The sequence below is a fragment of the Streptomyces arenae genome, assembly GCF_022343545.1.
In the GTDB taxonomy this organism is placed as follows: Bacteria; Actinomycetota; Actinomycetes; order Streptomycetales; family Streptomycetaceae; genus Streptomyces; species Streptomyces humi.
On the sequence record NZ_JAKQYH010000069.1, the window covers coordinates 252067 to 267969 of the forward strand.

Genomic DNA, 15903 nt, shown 5'->3' on the forward strand with positions numbered 1-15903 from the left:
AAAAGAGGAAACCCATGGGAATCCAGAGGATCGAATCGGTCACCTACGGCATCGGCGACCTCGACGAGAACGTCCGCTTCTTCGACGACTTCGGGCTGTTCCCGGTCGAGCGGACCGACGAGCACGCGGTCTTCGAGACGCTCACCGGGCAGACCCTTCACCTCGACGCCTTCCCCGACTCGCGGCTGCCGCCCCCGGTGGAGCCCGGCCCCACCCTCCGCGAGGTCGTGTGGGGCGTCGACACCCCCGGCGAACTGGAGCGGCTGGTGGCCGCCGTGGCCGAGGACCGTGAGGTCCGCGTAACCGCCGACGGCGTCCACCACACCGCCGACGAGACCGGCTTCGGTGTCGGCCTGACCCTGGCCCGCCCCAGGCCGGCGCCCGTCACCCCACGCCCCGCCAACGCGCCGGGTCACGTCGACCGCTGGAACACCCCCCTGGCGGCCGTGGGGCGGGTCCGCCCGCTGCGCATGTGCCATGTCGCCCTGAACATCCCCAAGCCCGGCAGGCAGCAGGCGGTCGCCTTCTACACCGGCCTCCTCGGCTTCCGGCCCACGGACGTGGTCGAGCCGATGGGCGTCTTCATGCAGGCCCCGGGCGACCGGGACCAGCACACCATGCTGCTCTGCCACCGCCCCGACAGGGCCGGCGTCAACCACGTCGCCTACGAGGTCCCCGGCTTCGACGACGTGATCGAGGGCGGCAACCACATGATCGACAAGGGCTGGCGGGAAGCGCGCCGGCTCGGCCGCCACACCATCGGCTCCAACGTCTTCCGCTTCCTGCACGCACCGTGCGGCGGCCGCGTCGAGTACGCCGCCGACATGGACCGGGTCGACGACAGCTACGAGACCCGCGTCCACGAGACGGCCCCGCCGCACCACATCTGGGCCCTGCGCACCAACCGCGACCAGGACACCCCCGCCTGAGAGGCACGCCATCATGACCACCGACCACGGCAGTCCGGCCGTCCGTATGTACATAGCGGGTGAGTGGTGCCAGGGCGGCACCGGACGTACCGCCCCGATCGTGAACCCGGCCACCGAGGAGGTGATCGGACACGTACCGCTGGCCACCGCCGAGGACCTGGACCGGGCGCTCGAAGCCGCCGACGAGGGCTTCCGAGCCTGGCGGGACACCTCCGTCGCCCGCCGCACCCAGATCCTGCACACCGCCGCCGACCTGCTCACGGAGCGCGCCGCCGAGGTGGGCCGGATCATGACCCGGGAGCAGGGCAAACCCCTGGCCGAGGCCACCGGGGAGGCCCGGCGGGTCGCCGACACCCTGCGCTGGCACATCGAGGACGCCCGGCGCGCGTACGGCCGTCTCGTCCCGTCGGCCCCTGGCACCGTGCTCTCCGTGCGCCGCGAACCGATCGGCCCGGTCGCCGCGTTCGTCCCGTGGAACTTCCCGGCCGGCGGCCCCATGCGGAAGATCTCCGCCGCCCTGACGGCGGGCTGTTCCATCGTCATCAAGGCCTCCGAGGAGACCCCGGCGACGGCGGCCGCCCTGGTGGCCTGCTTCGTGGACGCGGGGCTGCCGGCAGGTGTGCTGAACCTGGTGTTCGGTGAACCCGCGGAAGTCTCCGCCCATCTGATCGCCTCCCCGGTCACCCGGCTGATCGCCTTCACCGGCTCGGTGCCGGTCGGCAAGCTCCTGGCCGCCGAGGCCGGAAAGGTCATGAAGCCGTCGCTGATGGAGCTGGGCGGCCACGCCCCGGTGATCGTCTGCGCGGACGCCGACCCCGCCTCGGCGGCCCGCCGCGCGGCGCAGGCGAAGTTCGTCAACGCCGGACAGGTGTGCACCTCACCGAGCCGGTTCCTGGTCCACGAGAGCCTGGTCGAGGACTTCACCGCCGCCTTCGTGACGGCCGCGGAGGCCGTGGTCGTGGGCGACGGGCTGGCCGCGGGCACCACCATGGGTCCGCTGGCCAACGAGCGCCGGCTCCGGGCGATGATCCGCCTGACCGCCGACGCCGTGGGCCGCGGCGCCAAGGTGCTCACCGGTGGTGAACGGATCGACCGCCCCGGCTACTTCTTCGCGCCGACCGTCCTGACCGACGTACCGGCGGACGCGAACCTGATGTCCGAGGAGCCGTTCGGACCGATCGCGCCGATCGTGCCGTTCGCCGACCTCGACCAGGCACTGAGCACGGCGAACGGGCTGCCGTACGGCCTGGCCGCCTACGGCTTCACCAGGTCCTCCGCCACCGCCGAGCGCCTCTCCGGCGAGCTGGAGGCGGGCATCCTGTCCATCAACCACTGTGGCGGCTCGGTCCACGAGGCCCCGTCGGGAGGCGTCAAGGAGAGCGGATACGGCCGGGAGGGCGGCCCGGAGGCCCTGGACGCCTACCTGGTCACCAAGCGCGTCTCCCACCTGCTGGTGCCATGAGGTACGCACGGGTCTCGGTCGACGGCCGGGCGGCCTGGGGGCGGGTGGGGGAGGCGGACATCGAGCTGCTGTCGGCGTCCCCGATCGACGGCGACCCGGTCGTGACCGGTACGGTGCCACGGTCGGCCGCCGTCTGGCTGCCACCCGTCGTGCCCTCCGTCTTCTACGCGGTCGGCATGAACTACCCCCGGCACATCGCGCACGCCGGTGCCGAGACCCCGGCCCGGCCCGAGGTCGGCTACCGGGCCAACAACGCGCTGACCGGGCACGGTTCGCCGATCGTCAGACCCGTCGCGGTCGAGGGCCGCTTCGAGGCCGAGCCGGAACTCGTCGCCGTCATCGGCCGGACCCTGCGGCACGCCACCTACGCGGAGGCGCGCGCGGCGGTGTTCGGCTGGACCATCGGCAACGACGTCAGCGCCCGCACCTGGCAGCACCAGGACCGCACGTTCTGGCGCAGCAAGAACAGCGACACGTTCAAGCCGATGGGCCCCTGGATCGAGACCGACGTCGACGCCCTCGCACAGACGACCACCCTGCGCGTCAACGGCGCGGTGCGGGCCCGGTTCCCCACCGGGGACATGGTGTTCGACCCCTTCGACCACCTCGCCGAGATGACCAAGCACGTCACCGTCCACCCCGGTGACGTGCTGTGGATGGGCACCGAGTCCGTCTGCCCGATCGAGCCCGGGGACACCGTGGACGTCGAGATCAGCGGCATCGGCGTGCTGTCCAACCCCGTACACCTGGAAGGGAACCACCCATGAGCGCGGAACCCCGCTACATCCACCACGTCAACTTCCCCACCACCGACCCCGACCGCACCGCCGAGTGGTACACCAAGGTCTTCGGGATGAAGCGGATCATGCCGAAGTCCAACACCCGCGTGGTGCTGATGACCCGCGGCAACTTCGACCTCCACTTCACGCCGGTCGAGGAGATGGAGCGCATGGCGCCCTACCACTTCGCCGTCGAGGTCGACGACTGGGACGAGTTCCTCGCCCACCTGAAGGAGCTGGGCATCCGGCACACGCGGCCGATCGAACGCCCCGAGAACCAGTCGAAGTTCTGCTACATCCACGACCCCGACCACACCATGATCGAGCTCGTCTTCCACGGCCGCCGCCCCAACTGAGCACGAACGTACGGGAGTTCACACTCATGCCCTTTGCCGATTCCGACGGCACCGCCATCTACTACGAGTGCCACGGCAGCGGTCCGGTGCTCCTGTTCGTGCACGGCAGCGGCGGTCATCACGCGGCCTGGTGGCAGCAGGTCGCGGCCCTGCGCGACCGGTTCACGGTCGTCACCGTCGACCTGCGCGGCTTCGGGAAGTCCGACTCGGCCATGCCCGAGTTCGACGGCCAGGACTTTCCCGGTGACGTCGTCGCCGTCCTCGACCAGGAGGACCTCACCGACGCGATGCTCGTCGGCCAGTCCATCGGCTCCGTCGCCGCCCTCCGAGCCGGCCTGACGCGCCCCGGGCGCGTCTCCTCCGTCGTCCTCGGTCACTCCCTCGGCGGCATCAGCCACCCCGAGCTCAGGGAATTGGCCGCCGCCGACCGCGCCGAGGCCGTCAAGCTGCCCGTCATCGACCGCCTGCTGACCAAGGAGTTCCAGGACCGCCACGCCGGTCTCACCTTCCTGTTCCAGCAGATGGGCACCTTCAACGTCGCCAGGATGCAGGACCTGCGCAACCTCGACACCGACGGCCCCACCCTGGAGGACATCGCGGCCTCCGGCGTGCAGGTCGCCTTCCTGGCCGGCGAGCTGGACGCGGTGCTCAGCACGGAGACCGTGACCCGCGCCCACGAACTGCTGCCCGGCTCGCACCTGGAGATCGTCGAGGGCGCCCCGCACTCCATGTACTGGGAGACGCCCGACAGGTACAACGCGGTGATCGCCCGCCTGCGCACCACCCTCACCGCACCGAAGGAAGCCGCATGACCACTCTCACCCTGGACGCCGCCGAGGAGATCATCGACGCCGCCCACCAGCGCGCCCGGGCCATCGGCAAGGCGGTGAGCGTCGCGGTCGTGGACGCCGGCGGCTTCCCGGTCGCGGTCCGCCGAGCCGACGGCGCCCGCCCGCTCACCCCCGACATCGCCCGCGCCAAGGCCTACACCGCGGCCGTCATGCAACGCCCGGGCAGGATGCTGAAGAAGTGGCAGGAGAGTCAGCCCGTCTTCTTCTCCCAGCTCTCCCAGCTCCCCGGCGCCGCACTGCCGATCATGGCCACCGAGGGAAGCGTCACCATCAAGAAGGACGGCGAGATCATCGGCGGCCTCGGCATCGCGGGCGGCACCGCGGACGAGGACCAGCTGATCGCCGACGAAGTACTCGAATCCCTCGGCTACGAGCTGGAGTTCGCCGCCTGGGGCGTCGCGGGCCGGCCGGCCGGGAACCCCGGAAAGGGTGAGTGACCCATGGCGGACACGTTCAACTACCGCATCGACCACCACGGCAGCCTGGTACGTCCCCCCGGCCTGTCCACCGGGGACCCCGAGTCGGTGACGCGCGCGGTCACCGAAGGGGTCGCCTACCAGCGCAGGTTGCGCTCGACCGTCGTCACCGACGGCGACTTCCCCCGCGAGGACTTCCGCGGTGCGGTCCTCGACGCGGTGTCGGGCTTCCGTCGCACGGACCAGGTGGACTCCGCAGGCCTGGCGCGCTGGGTCGCCGAGTCCCTCCCCAAGGCCGACGGACCGCTCCTCGCCGACTGGACCGCGCGGCTGGCCGACCTGACGGTCATCGCCCCCAAGGCCTCGCTGCCTTCCCCGGCTTACCTCGCGGCCACCACCTACCAGGAAGGCCTCGGGCCGGCCTCGGCACGGGAACTGGGCGAGGCCCTGGCCCACGTCATCCGGGCCGGGATCGAACTGCTGGTCGCCCAAGGCGTACGCCTGATCCAGCTCAACAACCCGCTCCTGCTGGCCCAGTTGGGCACCGATCCGGCCGACCAGGGAGCCCTGTCCTTCGATGACGCGCTGGCCGTCGACGCGCTGGCCGTACGCCTGGAAGAACGTCCCGAGGGCGTGCGCATCGGCATGGCCCCCGGCTGGACGGCCCCCGCCGCCGTCGACCGGGCACGCGCCGGGAAGCTCTACGACGAGATCGGCGCCGACCGCTGGATCCTCCCCTTCCACCAGGGCACCCCGGCCGAACTGGCCCTGGTCGAGGCGCTGCCGGAGGACCGCGACTTCTGCCTGGGTGTGGTGGACGCCACCACCCCCGAGCTCGAGGACATCGACGCGGTGCTGACCCGGGTGGACGCGGTGAGCGAGGTCAAGGACCTGGAGGACGGCGCCGTCTCCCCGTCCCGGGGCTTCGCGGACGTGGCGGCGAGGCCGCTGCTCTCCGCGGAGGACCAGCACAGGAAGCTCGTCCTGGTGGAGACGATCGCCCGCTACTGCTGGGGCAACGAGTTCTAGGCCAGCGTTTCGGCGAACGTCACCGTGCGCTCCACGAGCAGGGGCCACACCACCCCCACGATCACCTCCTGGAAGTGCTCGGCCGCCTTGTGCGCCTCGAAGCCGGCCTGGTCCACGTACCGCTCGTACAGCAGGAACCCTCCGGGCTCTCCCACCACGGCATGCACCTCGTACATCAGGTTGGCGGGTTCCGCCCGCGTACTCGCCCGTGCCCTCAGCAGCGCGTCCCACACCGTCGCCGAGTCGGCGGGTGCACAGCGGTAGTGGGCGACCACCGTGTAGGCCATCTGTCTCTCCTCTTAACTGGTCCGACCAGCAGATTCCAGCACGGATCACCCGCCGGCCCACCCGCACGCGGCGCAACCAATGCCTGCCGCCACGGGCCTGGCGGCGGCGCCCCCGGATGGTGTGTCGTCGCATCCGGCCCGCACGATCCGCTCCGCGGACGAACAAGGAAGTGATCTCCATGCGTACCCTCGACACCCTCTCCGGCGGCGAGTGGGTCGCGACCGGCGAATGGATCGACGTCCAGAACCCCGCCGACGTCCGCACCCCGGTCGCCCGTGTCCCCGCCCTCGCCGCCAAGGACGTCACCCGGGCCTACGACCACGCCGAGCGCGGCTTCGCCGGCTGGAAGCGCACCAGCCCCTTCGAGCGGTCCCGCGTCCTCACCGAAGCGGCCCGGCTGATCCGGGCGCGGGCCGCGGAGATCGCCGCCGACGTCACCGCCGAGAACGGCAAGACCCTGGCCGAGGCGACCGGCGAGACGCTGAAGGCCGCCGACTTCCTGGAGTACTACGCCGGTCTGGCCCGCCGGGGTTACGGCACCCTCCTGCACGACGTACGCCCGAACCACCGTACGCACACCCAGCGCGAGCCCATCGGCGTGATCCTGGTGATCAGCCCGTGGAACGACCCGTTGATCACCCCGGCCCGCAAGCTGGCTCCGCTGCTCGCCGCCGGCAACGCGGCCGTCTTCAAACCGGCCACCGAGACCCCGCTGTCCGGTCTGCACCTCGCGCGCGCCCTGCACGACGCGGGACTGCCCGCGGGCGTCCTCAACGTCGTCACCGGGCGTACGGCGGAGATCGAGGGCGCCCTGCTCGACGACCCCCGCATCGCCGGCGTCACCTTCACCGGCTCCAACGCCGTCGGCAGCCGCATCCGCCACCGCCTCGCCGACCGCAACGTCCGCTTCCAGGGCGAACTCGGCGGCAAGAACGCCTCGGTGGTCCTCGGGGACGCCGATCTGCCGGCGGCCGCCCGGGCCGTCGCCGCCGCCTCCTTCGGCCAGGCCGGGCAGCGCTGCACCGCCACCAGCCGCGTCGTCGTCGAGCAGTCGGTGTACGACGAGTTCACCCGCCTCCTGGTCGGCGAGGTCGAGGCGTTGACGACCGGCCCTGGCAGCGACCCCGCGACCACCCTCTGCCCGCTGTCGAGCCCGAAGCAGCGCGACTCGGTCCTCGCCGACCTGAACCGGGCCGTCGAGCAGGGCGCCACCGTCCTCACCGGCGGCGCCGCGGACACCGGCGGCGACCGGGCGCACGGCTGCTACGTGCAGCCCACCGTGCTGGCCGACGTCATCCCCGAGACGGCGATCTGGCGCGAGGAGGTCTTCGGTCCCGTCCTCGTCATCCGGGCGGTCGCCGGCTTCGCCGAGGCCGTCGACGCGGTCAACGACTCCGACTTCGGCCTCGCCGCCGCCGTCTTCACCCGCGACCTGGCGAGCGCGTACCGCTTCGCCGACGAGGCCGAGTGCGGCCAGGTCGCCGTCAACACCACGACCACCGGCTGGGACGTCCACCTGCCCTTCGGCGGCTTCCGTGACTCCGGCACGGCCTACAAGGAACAGGGCGACGAGGTGCTCCGCTTCTCCACCCGCGTCAAGACGGTGGCGATCAACATCGGTGCCCCGGAGCGGACCCGTGGCTGACGAGACGATCGGCATCGTCGGCGCCGGCATCGTGGGCCTGGCCACCGGCCGGGAGATCGCCCTGCGCCGCCCCGGCACCCGGGTCGTGGTCCTGGAGAAGGAACACGAGGTGGCCGTCCACCAGACCGGCCACAACTCGGGGGTCGTCCACGCCGGCATCTACTACGCACCCGGCAGCCTCAAGGCCGACCTGTGCGTCCGGGGCGTGGCCCTGCTCCGCGACTACTGCCGCGAACGCGGGGTGCCGTACCGCGAGATCGGCAAGCTGGTGACGGCCGTGCGACCGGACGAACTCGGCCGGATGGCGAACCTCTACGAGAGGGCCCGGAACAACCACGTGCCCGATCTCCGCAAGGTCGCCAAGGAGGAGATCAAGGAGATCGAGCCGAACGCCGGAGGTATCGCGGCACTGCACTCGCCGCGCACCGCGATCACCGACTATCCGGCGGTCGCAAGGGAGTTCGCCCAGGACATCGAGGCCGCGGGCGGCGAGCTCAGACTCGGCTTCCCGGTCACCTCGATCACCGGCGTCCCGAACGGCGTCGAGGTCGGCTCGGCCCGGGACCGGGTCCGTGTCGACCGGCTGATCCTCTGCGCCGGCCTGCACTCGGACACCGTGGCGAGGCTGGCCGGTTACGGACGGGAACCGAGGATCATCCCCTTCCGGGGCGAGTACATGCTCCTCAGGCCGGACAGGGCGCATCTCGTACGCGGTCTCGTGTACCCGGTGCCCGATCCGCGCTACCCCTTCCTGGGCGTGCACTTCACCCCCCGCGTGGACGGCACGGTGGAGGTCGGCCCGAACGCCGTCCTCGCCCTGGCCCGGGAGGGCTACCGGCTCACCAGCATCTCGCCCCGGGATCTGCTGGGCCTCGCCGGCTATCCGGGCGCCTGGCGGATGGCCGCACAGCACTGGCGCACCGGCATCGAGGAGTACCGCGGCTCGCTGTCCGCGACGGCCTTCATGAAGGATGCCGGGCTGTACGTGCCGGGTGTCGGCGTCAAGGACGTCGTACGCGGCGGAGCGGGCGTCCGCGCCCAGGCACTGGACCGCGACGGAACGCTCGTCGACGACTTCCGCATCCACCGCGAAGGCCGGGTCACCGCCGTCCGCAACGCGCCCTCGCCCGCCGCCACGGCCTCCATGGCGATCGCCGAGCACATCGTCGACGCCGTGTTCACCGGCACCTGACGTGCTGTCGAAACACCAGCTCACACGGCACTTCCGTGCAACAAGTGGTTGCGCTCCCAGAGCCTGCGCAACACCCCGCGTCCCGCCTAGCGTGGCCCGCAGACCACCCCACCGTCCCTGCTGCGGAAAGAGTTGAGACATGTTCGTCGTCGACACCCAGATCCACATCTGGAAGGAAGAGACCCCGGACCGCCCCTGGGTCCCCGGCGCCCGTGAGCGCATCCGCCTCAACGGACACCGCGAGGACCCCTTCTCCTACGAGGAGGCCCTGGAGCTGATGGACGAGGCCGGCGTGAACCGGGCGCTGATCCTGCCGCCGTCCTGGGAGGGCGACCGCATCGACTACGCCCTGGAGGCGTGCGAGGCACACCCCGACCGCTTCGGCATCATGGCCCGCATCCCGCAGAACAAGCCCGAAGAGGGCACGGCGATGCTCCAGGACTTCGCACAGAACCCGCACGTCAAGGGCGTCCGGCTCACCTTCCACCGGCCCATCGACCGCAACTGGATGATCGACGGCACCAACGACTGGTACTGGCCGATCGCCGAGGAACTGGGCATCCCGACGATGGTCCACGCACCGATCTGGAAGCGGGAGCTCGGCGAGATCGCCGCCAAGCACCCCCAACTGAAGATCATCATCGACCACATGGGCATCATGGCCCGCTGCGTGGACGACGCGATCGGCTACTGGGTGCAGGAAACTGCGGACCTCGCCGTCCACCCGAACATCTACGTCAAGGTCTCCGCGCTGCCCGGCTACTCGACGCAGCCCTTCCCGAACAACAACATCCAGAAGTACGTGCGCGAGATGGTCGACAAGATGGGCCCGCAGCGGTGCTTCTACGGCACGGACATCACCCGGCTGCTCGGCCACGGCATCACCTACACCGACACGATCGAGCAGTTCACCAAGCACTGGGACTTCACACCCGAGGAACTCGAATGGATCATGGGCCGGGGTATCTCCGAGGTCCTGAACTGGCCGATCGAAGGCTGAGGGAACACCGGTCATGACCAACACCCCGGGAACCGACGGCGGCGACGCCGTCGTGTCGGCCTTCGACGCCGCGGGCGCCGACTACCTGTTCTGCTCCTCGGGCTCCGAGTGGGCGCCCGTGTGGGAGGCGCTGGCCCGCCGCCACCGCGACGGCGCGCCCGCCCCGCGCTACCTCGACCTGACCCACGAGACGGTCGCCGTCGGCATGGCCACCGGCTACGGGCTGCTCAGGCGCCGCCCGCAGGGCGTACTCCTGCACGCGGCCCCGGGCCTGCTCCAGGGCTCGATGGCGGTGCACGGCGCGCTGCTGGCCGGCGTGCCGATGGTCGTCGCCTCCTCGGAGTCGACGACGTACGGCGACGCGCCCGGCCACGACCCGGGCGGCCAGTGGTACCGCAACCTGTCGATCGTGGGCGGCCCGCACGGCATCGCCCAGCCCTTCACCAAGTGGTCGACCGAGGCCGCCAGCGTGCACACGCTGCCCGCCATGATCACCCGGGCGGCGGAACTGGCCTGGCGGGCGCCGGCCGGACCGGCCTACCTGAACATCCCGCTGGAGATCCTGCTGGAGGAGTGGGACGGCCGCGAGGCCAAGCCCGTCGTCCAGCCCGGCTCCACGCACAGCTCACCCGAAGAGGTCGACCTGGTCGCGCAGTTGATCCGTGAAGCGGCCAACCCCGTGATCGTCACGGAAACGGCGGGACGCGAGGCGGGCGGCTTCGAGGCCCTGGTCGCCTTCGCGGAGGCGTGGCACATCCCCGTCGTCGAACCGGACTCCGCGGTGTGCGGCAACTTCCCGCGCACCCACCCCCTGCACGCGGGCAGCGACATCGGACCGTGGCTGGACACGGCCGACCTGATCCTCCTCGTGAACTGCCGGGCACCCTTCTACCCGCCCTCCCGCCGGCCGTCGAAGGCGAGGATCGTCGTCATCGACGAGGTGCCGCAGCGCCCGCACGTCGTCTACCAAGTCCTGTTCGCGGACACGTACTTGGTGGGCAACACCGTCAACACACTGCGCCAGCTGACCAGACGGGCCACGGGACTGGAGGAGACGGCCGTCGCGGAGCGCCGCGCCGCCCAGCACCACCGGTACTCCGAGGAGACCGGAGCGCTCGCCCGTGCCGAGATCAAGGCCTGCGAGGCCCCCGGCTCGCCGGGCGTCGACCCGGTGCTGGTCGCCGCCACCCTGCGCAAACTCCTCGACGGCCGGGACGGGGTCGTCGTCGACGAGACCATCACCCACAGCCGCGTCGTCAGACGCCACCTGCGCACCGACCGACCGGACTCCTACTTCTACGTCCAGGGCGGTCTCGGGCAGGGCATCGCCGTCGCCCTCGGCGTCAAACTCGCCGCGCGTGAACGCCCGGTGGTGCTGACGTTCGGGGACGGCGCGTTCACGTACAACCCGGTGATCCCGTCGTACGACGCCGCCAAGGCGTACGAACTGCCGCTGCTGATCGTGGTGTTCAACAACCGTGTCTACAAGTCGATGAACCTCAACCACCGCAGGTTCTATCCCGACGGTGCCGCCGCCGAGACGGGGGAGTGGCTGGGCACCGACCTGCGCCGCCTGCCCCGGCTCGCCGCCTTCGCCGAGCCGTTCGGCATGCACACCGAGACCGTCGACACCGCTGACGAACTCGCGCCGGCCCTCCAGCGGGCCCTGAAGGCCATGACCGAGGGCACCACGGCCGTCGTCGACGTCCTCGTCACCCGCTGACCACGCCGCGTCCCCGTCACCCGCCGGCCGCTCCGCCGGAAGCCGTACATCGCCACCGCCCAGCGCCCCTTCGGAGCGCTTCAGCCCAGGAGGCCCCCGCCGCCATGCCCGACACACCCCCCAAGGTCCTGGTGCCCGCAGCGAACCTGCGCACCTTCGCCGCCGCCCTCTTCGAGAAGGGCGGTCTGGGCGCGGAGCACGCCCGTACCACCGCCGACGTCCTCGTCTGGGCCGCGCTGCGCGGTGTCGACTCCCACGGCATCGCCCGCGTCCCCGCGTACCTGGACCTGCTGGCCAAGGGCGTCGCCAACGCCGCCGCCGACGTCACGATCGAGTCCACCGCGTCGGCCACCGCTGTGGTGGACGCCGACCGCGCGCCCGGCCCGGTGGCGCTGAGCGTCGCGGCGGACGAGGCGGTACGACGAGCCCGGACGGCCGGCATCGCCTCCGTGGGCGTACGGCGCACCGTGCACACCGGCGCCATCGGCTACTACGTCTCAAAGATCGCCGAACAGGGCCTGATCGGCGTCGGGTTCGTGGCCGGCATGCCCAACATGGGCTACACCGGCGCCCAGGGCGCCGCGGTCGCGACCAGCCCGCTGGCCATCGCCGTGCCGGCCCGCGATCACGCACCACTGCTCCTCGACATGGCCACGGCCACCATCGCCCTCGGCAAGCTCCGCCAGGCCAGGGCGAGCGGCACCCCGCTGCCCGAGGGCGCGGCCGCCACGGAGGACGGCACCCCGACGACCGACCCGGCGCGGGCCGTCATTCCGCTGCCGCTGGGCGGTGCCAAGGGCTCCGGCATGTCGCTCGCCTTCGAGCTGCTGACCAGCGTGCTGGTCGGCGCGCCGATCCTCGCGTCCTTCCACTCGGACGATCCGGCCGGCCGTGAACACCGCCAGAACGCCCTGCTCATCGCCGTCGACCCGGCAGCCTACGGCGACCCGGACGCCTTCGTCGCGGCCGTCGACAGGACCCTGAGCACCGTCAAGGGGCTGCCGCCTGCCGGCGGTTCGGACGGGGTGTTCTACCCGGGCGAGCGCAGTGCCGCGACGGCCGCGGAGCGCGGTGAACGGGGGGTGCCGGTGGCGGCGAAGGTGTGGGGTGAGCTGACGCTGCACGCCGAGAAACTGGGTGTCACGCTGCCGGACACGGTCGTCTAGACGGCCGTCGCCCGCCGCCCGCGAGAAGGAGCCGGGAAGCCCGCGTACGGGGCTTCCCGGCTCCTTCTCGTCGCCTCCGCCGTGGCGCCGCGCGCCGCCGCCGAGGGGTGCGACGGTCACCGTCGTTCACCTTAGGTTGCAGGTCCGAGGGCATCTCGACAGGGGGTCGGCCGGTATACCGTCCGAAGCGGTTCACCTGACCAGAAGCGGCTTATGTCAACGGAGATTCGAGCCGAATTCCCGCGGCGCCACGGCGCGGACCGCGGAATCGACATGACAGTCAAGTCGCCCCCGTACTCCACTCATTCGAGGTGTCATGTCGGCCATCCATGTACCGTCACCGTCCGCACCGCCACGCTCCGGGACGCGGCACGCCACGGCCACCATCGTGCTGGCCTGTCTGGGAGTGTTCGTCTCCTACCTGCCGGTCGTCGGCGTCTCGGTCGCGCTGCCGGTCATCCAGCAGGCGCTCGACGCCTCCACCGCCGGGCTCCAGTGGATCACCGACGCGTTCATCCTGCCCACCGCCGCCCTGCTGCTGACCTGCGGCATGATCGGCGACCTGTACGGACGCAAGAAGACCTGGCTCGCCGGCCTGGCCCTGGCCTGCGTCGGCTGCCTGGTGTGCCTGACCGCAGGCGGCGTCGTCCAGGTCTGCGTGGGCCAGGCGCTCACCGGCATCGGGACCGCCGCCCTGCTGCCCTCCACCCTCGCGCTGATCAGCCACGTCTGCCCCGACCACCGCAAGCGCGCCACGGCGATCGCCCTGTGGACCGCCTCCCTCGGCCTCGGGCTCACCCTCGGCCCGCTGATCAACGGCGTGATCGTGGAACACGCGAGCTGGCGCTGGATCTTCCTGCCCTCCGTGGTCATCGGCCTGGTCACGGTCCTGGCCGGGGCGGTGGTCCTGACCGACTCCCGCGCCGAGCGGGAACGCCACCTGGACATCCCCGGTCAGCTGCTCGCCATCGTCGCCATCACCGGTCTCGTGTACGGCGTCATCGAGGGCGGCAGCGCCGGCTGGGGTTCGGCCGAAGTCGTGATCGCGTTCGCGGCCGCCGCCGTCGGCCTGGTGGCCTTCGTCCTGGTGGAACTCCGCTCCCCGTGCCCCATGCTGGACCTGCGGCTGTTCCGGTCCTCGGCGTTCTCGGGCGCCGCGCTCGTGATGGCCCTCACCCTGTTCGCCCAGGTCGGTCTCGTCTTCGCGCTGAGCGAGTACTTCGGGCTCGTCCACCACGCCTCCACGTGGGACATCGGAGTGCGGCTGGTCGCGCTCAACGGGTTCACCGTCGTGCTGGGCCCGCTGGTCGGCCGTCTGATGAACCGGACGTCACCCGGACTGCTGCTGGTCACGGGCCTCGTCCTCGGCGGCGTCGGCGCGTTGTGCGTGAACCTCTTCCAGGCCTCCACCGGCACCGGTGAAGCCGCCCTGGTGATCGGTGTCCTGGGCGTAGGCATCGCGCTGGCCATCGCCCCCATCACCACCATCGCGATGAACAGCGTCCCGCACCGGCTGGCGGGCTCGGCCGGTGCGTCCAACAGCGCGCTGCGCCAGATCGGCAGCGCGCTCGGCCCCGCCGTCTTCGGCGTCGTCCTCACCAACCGCACCCTGGACACTCTGCCCGGACACCTCGCCGCGTCCGGTCTGAGCCCGGCCGACCAGGGCCAGGTGAACGGCATGGTGTCGAACGTCGGCATCCAGGCGGGTGCGTTCCTGCACCTGAAGACTCCCGAGACGACCGGCCGGGCCCTGTCGGCCTACGGCGCGAGCTTCACCGAAGCGCTGCACACCTGCGCCCTCATCGGCGGCATCGGCATGCTGGCGGCCGCGGTGCTGGCCCTCGTGCTGATCGGGATACGTGTGCGGCCGGCCCATGGCACGGACGTCCCGGCGGCCGCGGCGACCCACCCCGCCGGGGACATGAGCTGAAGGGCTGCCGCCGCCCGGTCGCCGCAGGTGGTTGTCGCTCGGCACCGCCGAGCGACAACCACCTGCGGAGGACGGCGAGGTGACACGGATCCGGCGCACCGGATGATCCCGCCGGACGCGACAGGCGCGGGCAACCGCCCCGTCACCTCCCGTGGCGGTGCCCGGTTCAGACGCCGCCGCGCAGCGTCCGGGACAGGCCCAGTGCGGCGGTGCGCACCGCCGGGGCCAGGCGGGCCGGGTGGAAGCCGGCACGGGGTACGGCCACCGACAGGGCCGCGACCGCCTTGCCGGCTGCTCCGAACACCGGGGCCGCGATGCAGCTGACTCCTTCGGCGGCCTCCTGCTCCTCGTAGGCGAGACCCGCCACCTGGGCCTGTTCGAGCGCCGTGCGGAGTCGGGCCGGGTCGGTCACCGAGTAGCGGGTCAGCCGCGGCAGCGGCGCCGAGAGCACCCCGTCGGCGAGACTTCGGGGCACTGCTGGCCGACATGGCGGTCCCCGACGGCAGTACGGTGCCGCACGGGCGGCTGCTCCAGCCCAAGATCGAGGCCGAGGTCGCGCTCGTGCTGGCGGCCGGCCTGCCGCACCCCGACACGACGGTCGTCGACGTACTGCGGGCCGTGGACTTCGCCCTCCCCGCCCTGGAGATCGTCGACAGCCGGATCGCCGACTGGGACATCAGCCTGGTCGACACCGTCGCCGACATCGCCTCGTCCGGCCTGTTCGTCCTCGGCGCCACCCCGGTGCCGCTGACCTCGGTCGACCTGCGCGCCGTGACCATGACGCTCAGCCGCGACGGCGAGGAGGTCTCGCACGGCACCGGCGCCGACTGCCTGTCGCCGACCTGATGGGCTGGGAGCACGGCTGCGACCTGTTCCCGCTGATGGACGCGGCCGACGACATCGTACGACCGCTCCAGGACCGCGAGGTGCGAGTGGACCGCGAGACCCTCACCCTTGGCTACGCGGGCGTGTACTCCAGTTTCCTGCGGCACGCCGAGAAGGCCTCCGAACGCCACGGCGTGGACACCCGGGCCATTCTCGTGGAGGTCGGCCGCCGGGGGCTGGTGGGCGGGCAGGAGGACATGATCACGGACATCGCCCTCGACCTGGCGTCCACGGCCGAGCCGGCCTGACACG

The 15903-nt window shown here is 71.6% G+C and carries 14 protein-coding genes and 3 pseudogenes; 15 read left to right on the top strand and 2 right to left on the bottom strand.

What is annotated here, in order from left to right:
• Window positions 1-14: 14 nt before the first annotated feature.
• From MB828_RS32775 to MB828_RS32805, 7 genes are read left to right on the top strand one after another with little or no spacing between them, the layout of a single operon-like run.
• Window positions 15-929: a VOC family protein gene (locus tag MB828_RS32775; RefSeq protein WP_301651344.1), complete on the top strand. Its 915-nt coding sequence runs from the start codon at window positions 15-17 to the stop codon at window positions 927-929.
• 13 nt (window positions 930-942) lie between these two features.
• Window positions 943-2391: an NAD-dependent succinate-semialdehyde dehydrogenase gene (locus MB828_RS32780; RefSeq protein ID WP_301651345.1), complete on the top strand. Its 1449-nt coding sequence runs from the start codon at window positions 943-945 to the stop codon at window positions 2389-2391.
• Complete coding sequence (locus MB828_RS32785; RefSeq protein ID WP_301651346.1) at window positions 2388-3158, top strand: fumarylacetoacetate hydrolase family protein; 771 nt, start codon at window positions 2388-2390, stop codon at window positions 3156-3158. The genes MB828_RS32780 and MB828_RS32785 overlap by 4 nt, the downstream gene beginning before the upstream one ends.
• The gene (locus MB828_RS32790; RefSeq protein WP_301651347.1) at window positions 3155-3526 is read left to right on the top strand and encodes a VOC family protein; all 372 of its coding nucleotides are present in this window, start codon (window positions 3155-3157) and stop codon (window positions 3524-3526) included. The genes MB828_RS32785 and MB828_RS32790 overlap by 4 nt, the downstream gene beginning before the upstream one ends.
• 26 nt (window positions 3527-3552) lie before the next feature.
• Window positions 3553-4338, top strand: a complete 786-nt coding sequence (locus MB828_RS32795; protein ID WP_301651348.1) for an alpha/beta fold hydrolase — start codon at window positions 3553-3555, stop codon at window positions 4336-4338.
• Window positions 4335-4814 (top strand): GlcG/HbpS family heme-binding protein, encoded by a 480-nt coding sequence (locus MB828_RS32800; protein ID WP_046728784.1) that lies wholly within the window; start codon window positions 4335-4337, stop codon window positions 4812-4814. The genes MB828_RS32795 and MB828_RS32800 overlap by 4 nt, the downstream gene beginning before the upstream one ends.
• Before the next feature lie 3 nt (window positions 4815-4817).
• On the top strand, window positions 4818-5822 hold the full coding sequence (locus MB828_RS32805) for a methionine synthase II (cobalamin-independent)-like protein (protein WP_301651349.1): 1005 nt from the start codon (window positions 4818-4820) through the stop codon (window positions 5820-5822).
• Here the strand turns inward: MB828_RS32805 and MB828_RS32810 are convergent.
• On the bottom strand, window positions 5819-6109 hold the full coding sequence (locus MB828_RS32810; protein WP_301651350.1) for a putative quinol monooxygenase: 291 nt from the start codon (window positions 6107-6109) through the stop codon (window positions 5819-5821). The genes MB828_RS32805 and MB828_RS32810 overlap by 4 nt on opposite strands.
• Window positions 6110-6288: 179 nt before the next feature.
• On the opposite strand from MB828_RS32810, the gene MB828_RS32815 reads away from it, so the two are divergent.
• From MB828_RS32815 to MB828_RS32840, 6 genes are all read left to right on the top strand, one after another.
• Entirely contained in the window at window positions 6289-7755 is a 1467-nt protein-coding gene (locus MB828_RS32815) for an aldehyde dehydrogenase family protein (RefSeq protein WP_301651351.1), read from the top strand.
• Entirely contained in the window at window positions 7748-8947 is a 1200-nt protein-coding gene (gene lhgO, locus MB828_RS32820) for an L-2-hydroxyglutarate oxidase (protein ID WP_301651352.1), read from the top strand. The genes MB828_RS32815 and lhgO overlap by 8 nt, the downstream gene beginning before the upstream one ends.
• Window positions 8948-9086: 139 nt before the next feature.
• Entirely contained in the window at window positions 9087-9947 is an 861-nt protein-coding gene (locus tag MB828_RS32825; protein WP_301651353.1) for an amidohydrolase family protein, read from the top strand.
• 13 nt (window positions 9948-9960) lie between these two features.
• Complete coding sequence (locus MB828_RS32830) at window positions 9961-11670, top strand: thiamine pyrophosphate-dependent enzyme (RefSeq protein ID WP_301651354.1); 1710 nt, start codon at window positions 9961-9963, stop codon at window positions 11668-11670.
• 104 nt (window positions 11671-11774) lie between these two features.
• Window positions 11775-12836 carry an Ldh family oxidoreductase gene (locus MB828_RS32835; protein ID WP_301651355.1) on the top strand — a complete coding sequence of 354 codons (1062 nt, stop codon included), beginning with the start codon at window positions 11775-11777 and terminating at the stop codon, window positions 12834-12836.
• Window positions 12837-13152: 316 nt separating this feature from the next.
• Window positions 13153-14766 (top strand): MFS transporter, encoded by a 1614-nt coding sequence (locus MB828_RS32840; protein WP_301651356.1) that lies wholly within the window; start codon window positions 13153-13155, stop codon window positions 14764-14766.
• Between the two features lie 166 nt (window positions 14767-14932).
• Here MB828_RS32840 and MB828_RS32845 read toward each other — a convergent pair.
• Window positions 14933-15229: pseudogene (locus MB828_RS32845) on the bottom strand (IclR family transcriptional regulator domain-containing protein); the annotation flags it as partial.
• Between MB828_RS32845 and MB828_RS32850 the strand changes: the two are divergent.
• Together MB828_RS32850 and MB828_RS32855 are read left to right on the top strand one after the other, a co-directional pair.
• Window positions 15223-15600: pseudogene (locus tag MB828_RS32850) on the top strand (2-keto-4-pentenoate hydratase); the annotation flags it as partial. The pseudogenes MB828_RS32845 and MB828_RS32850 overlap by 7 nt on opposite strands.
• Window positions 15600-15899, top strand: a pseudogene (locus MB828_RS32855) (4-hydroxy-2-oxovalerate aldolase); the annotation flags it as partial. The pseudogenes MB828_RS32850 and MB828_RS32855, both read left to right, overlap by 1 nt.
• Window positions 15900-15903: the final 4 nt, after the last annotated feature.

What these genes read in the sequence shown, in the direction of transcription:
- MB828_RS32775 (WP_301651344.1), top strand. Translation starts at nt 15, where the DNA reads ATGGGAATCCAGAGGATCGAATCGGTCACCTACGGCATCGGCGACCTC.
- MB828_RS32780 (WP_301651345.1), top strand. Translation starts at nt 943, where the DNA reads ATGACCACCGACCACGGCAGTCCGGCCGTCCGTATGTACATAGCGGGT.
- MB828_RS32785 (WP_301651346.1), top strand. Translation starts at nt 2,388, where the DNA reads ATGAGGTACGCACGGGTCTCGGTCGACGGCCGGGCGGCCTGGGGGCGG.
- MB828_RS32790 (WP_301651347.1), top strand. Translation starts at nt 3,155, where the DNA reads ATGAGCGCGGAACCCCGCTACATCCACCACGTCAACTTCCCCACCACC.
- MB828_RS32795 (WP_301651348.1), top strand. Translation starts at nt 3,553, where the DNA reads ATGCCCTTTGCCGATTCCGACGGCACCGCCATCTACTACGAGTGCCAC.
- MB828_RS32800 (WP_046728784.1), top strand. Translation starts at nt 4,335, where the DNA reads ATGACCACTCTCACCCTGGACGCCGCCGAGGAGATCATCGACGCCGCC.
- MB828_RS32805 (WP_301651349.1), top strand. Translation starts at nt 4,818, where the DNA reads ATGGCGGACACGTTCAACTACCGCATCGACCACCACGGCAGCCTGGTA.
- MB828_RS32810 (WP_301651350.1), bottom strand. Translation starts at nt 6,109, where the DNA reads ATGGCCTACACGGTGGTCGCCCACTACCGCTGTGCACCCGCCGACTCG.
- MB828_RS32815 (WP_301651351.1), top strand. Translation starts at nt 6,289, where the DNA reads ATGCGTACCCTCGACACCCTCTCCGGCGGCGAGTGGGTCGCGACCGGC.
- MB828_RS32825 (WP_301651353.1), top strand. Translation starts at nt 9,087, where the DNA reads ATGTTCGTCGTCGACACCCAGATCCACATCTGGAAGGAAGAGACCCCG.
- MB828_RS32830 (WP_301651354.1), top strand. Translation starts at nt 9,961, where the DNA reads ATGACCAACACCCCGGGAACCGACGGCGGCGACGCCGTCGTGTCGGCC.
- MB828_RS32835 (WP_301651355.1), top strand. Translation starts at nt 11,775, where the DNA reads ATGCCCGACACACCCCCCAAGGTCCTGGTGCCCGCAGCGAACCTGCGC.
- MB828_RS32840 (WP_301651356.1), top strand. Translation starts at nt 13,153, where the DNA reads ATGTCGGCCATCCATGTACCGTCACCGTCCGCACCGCCACGCTCCGGG.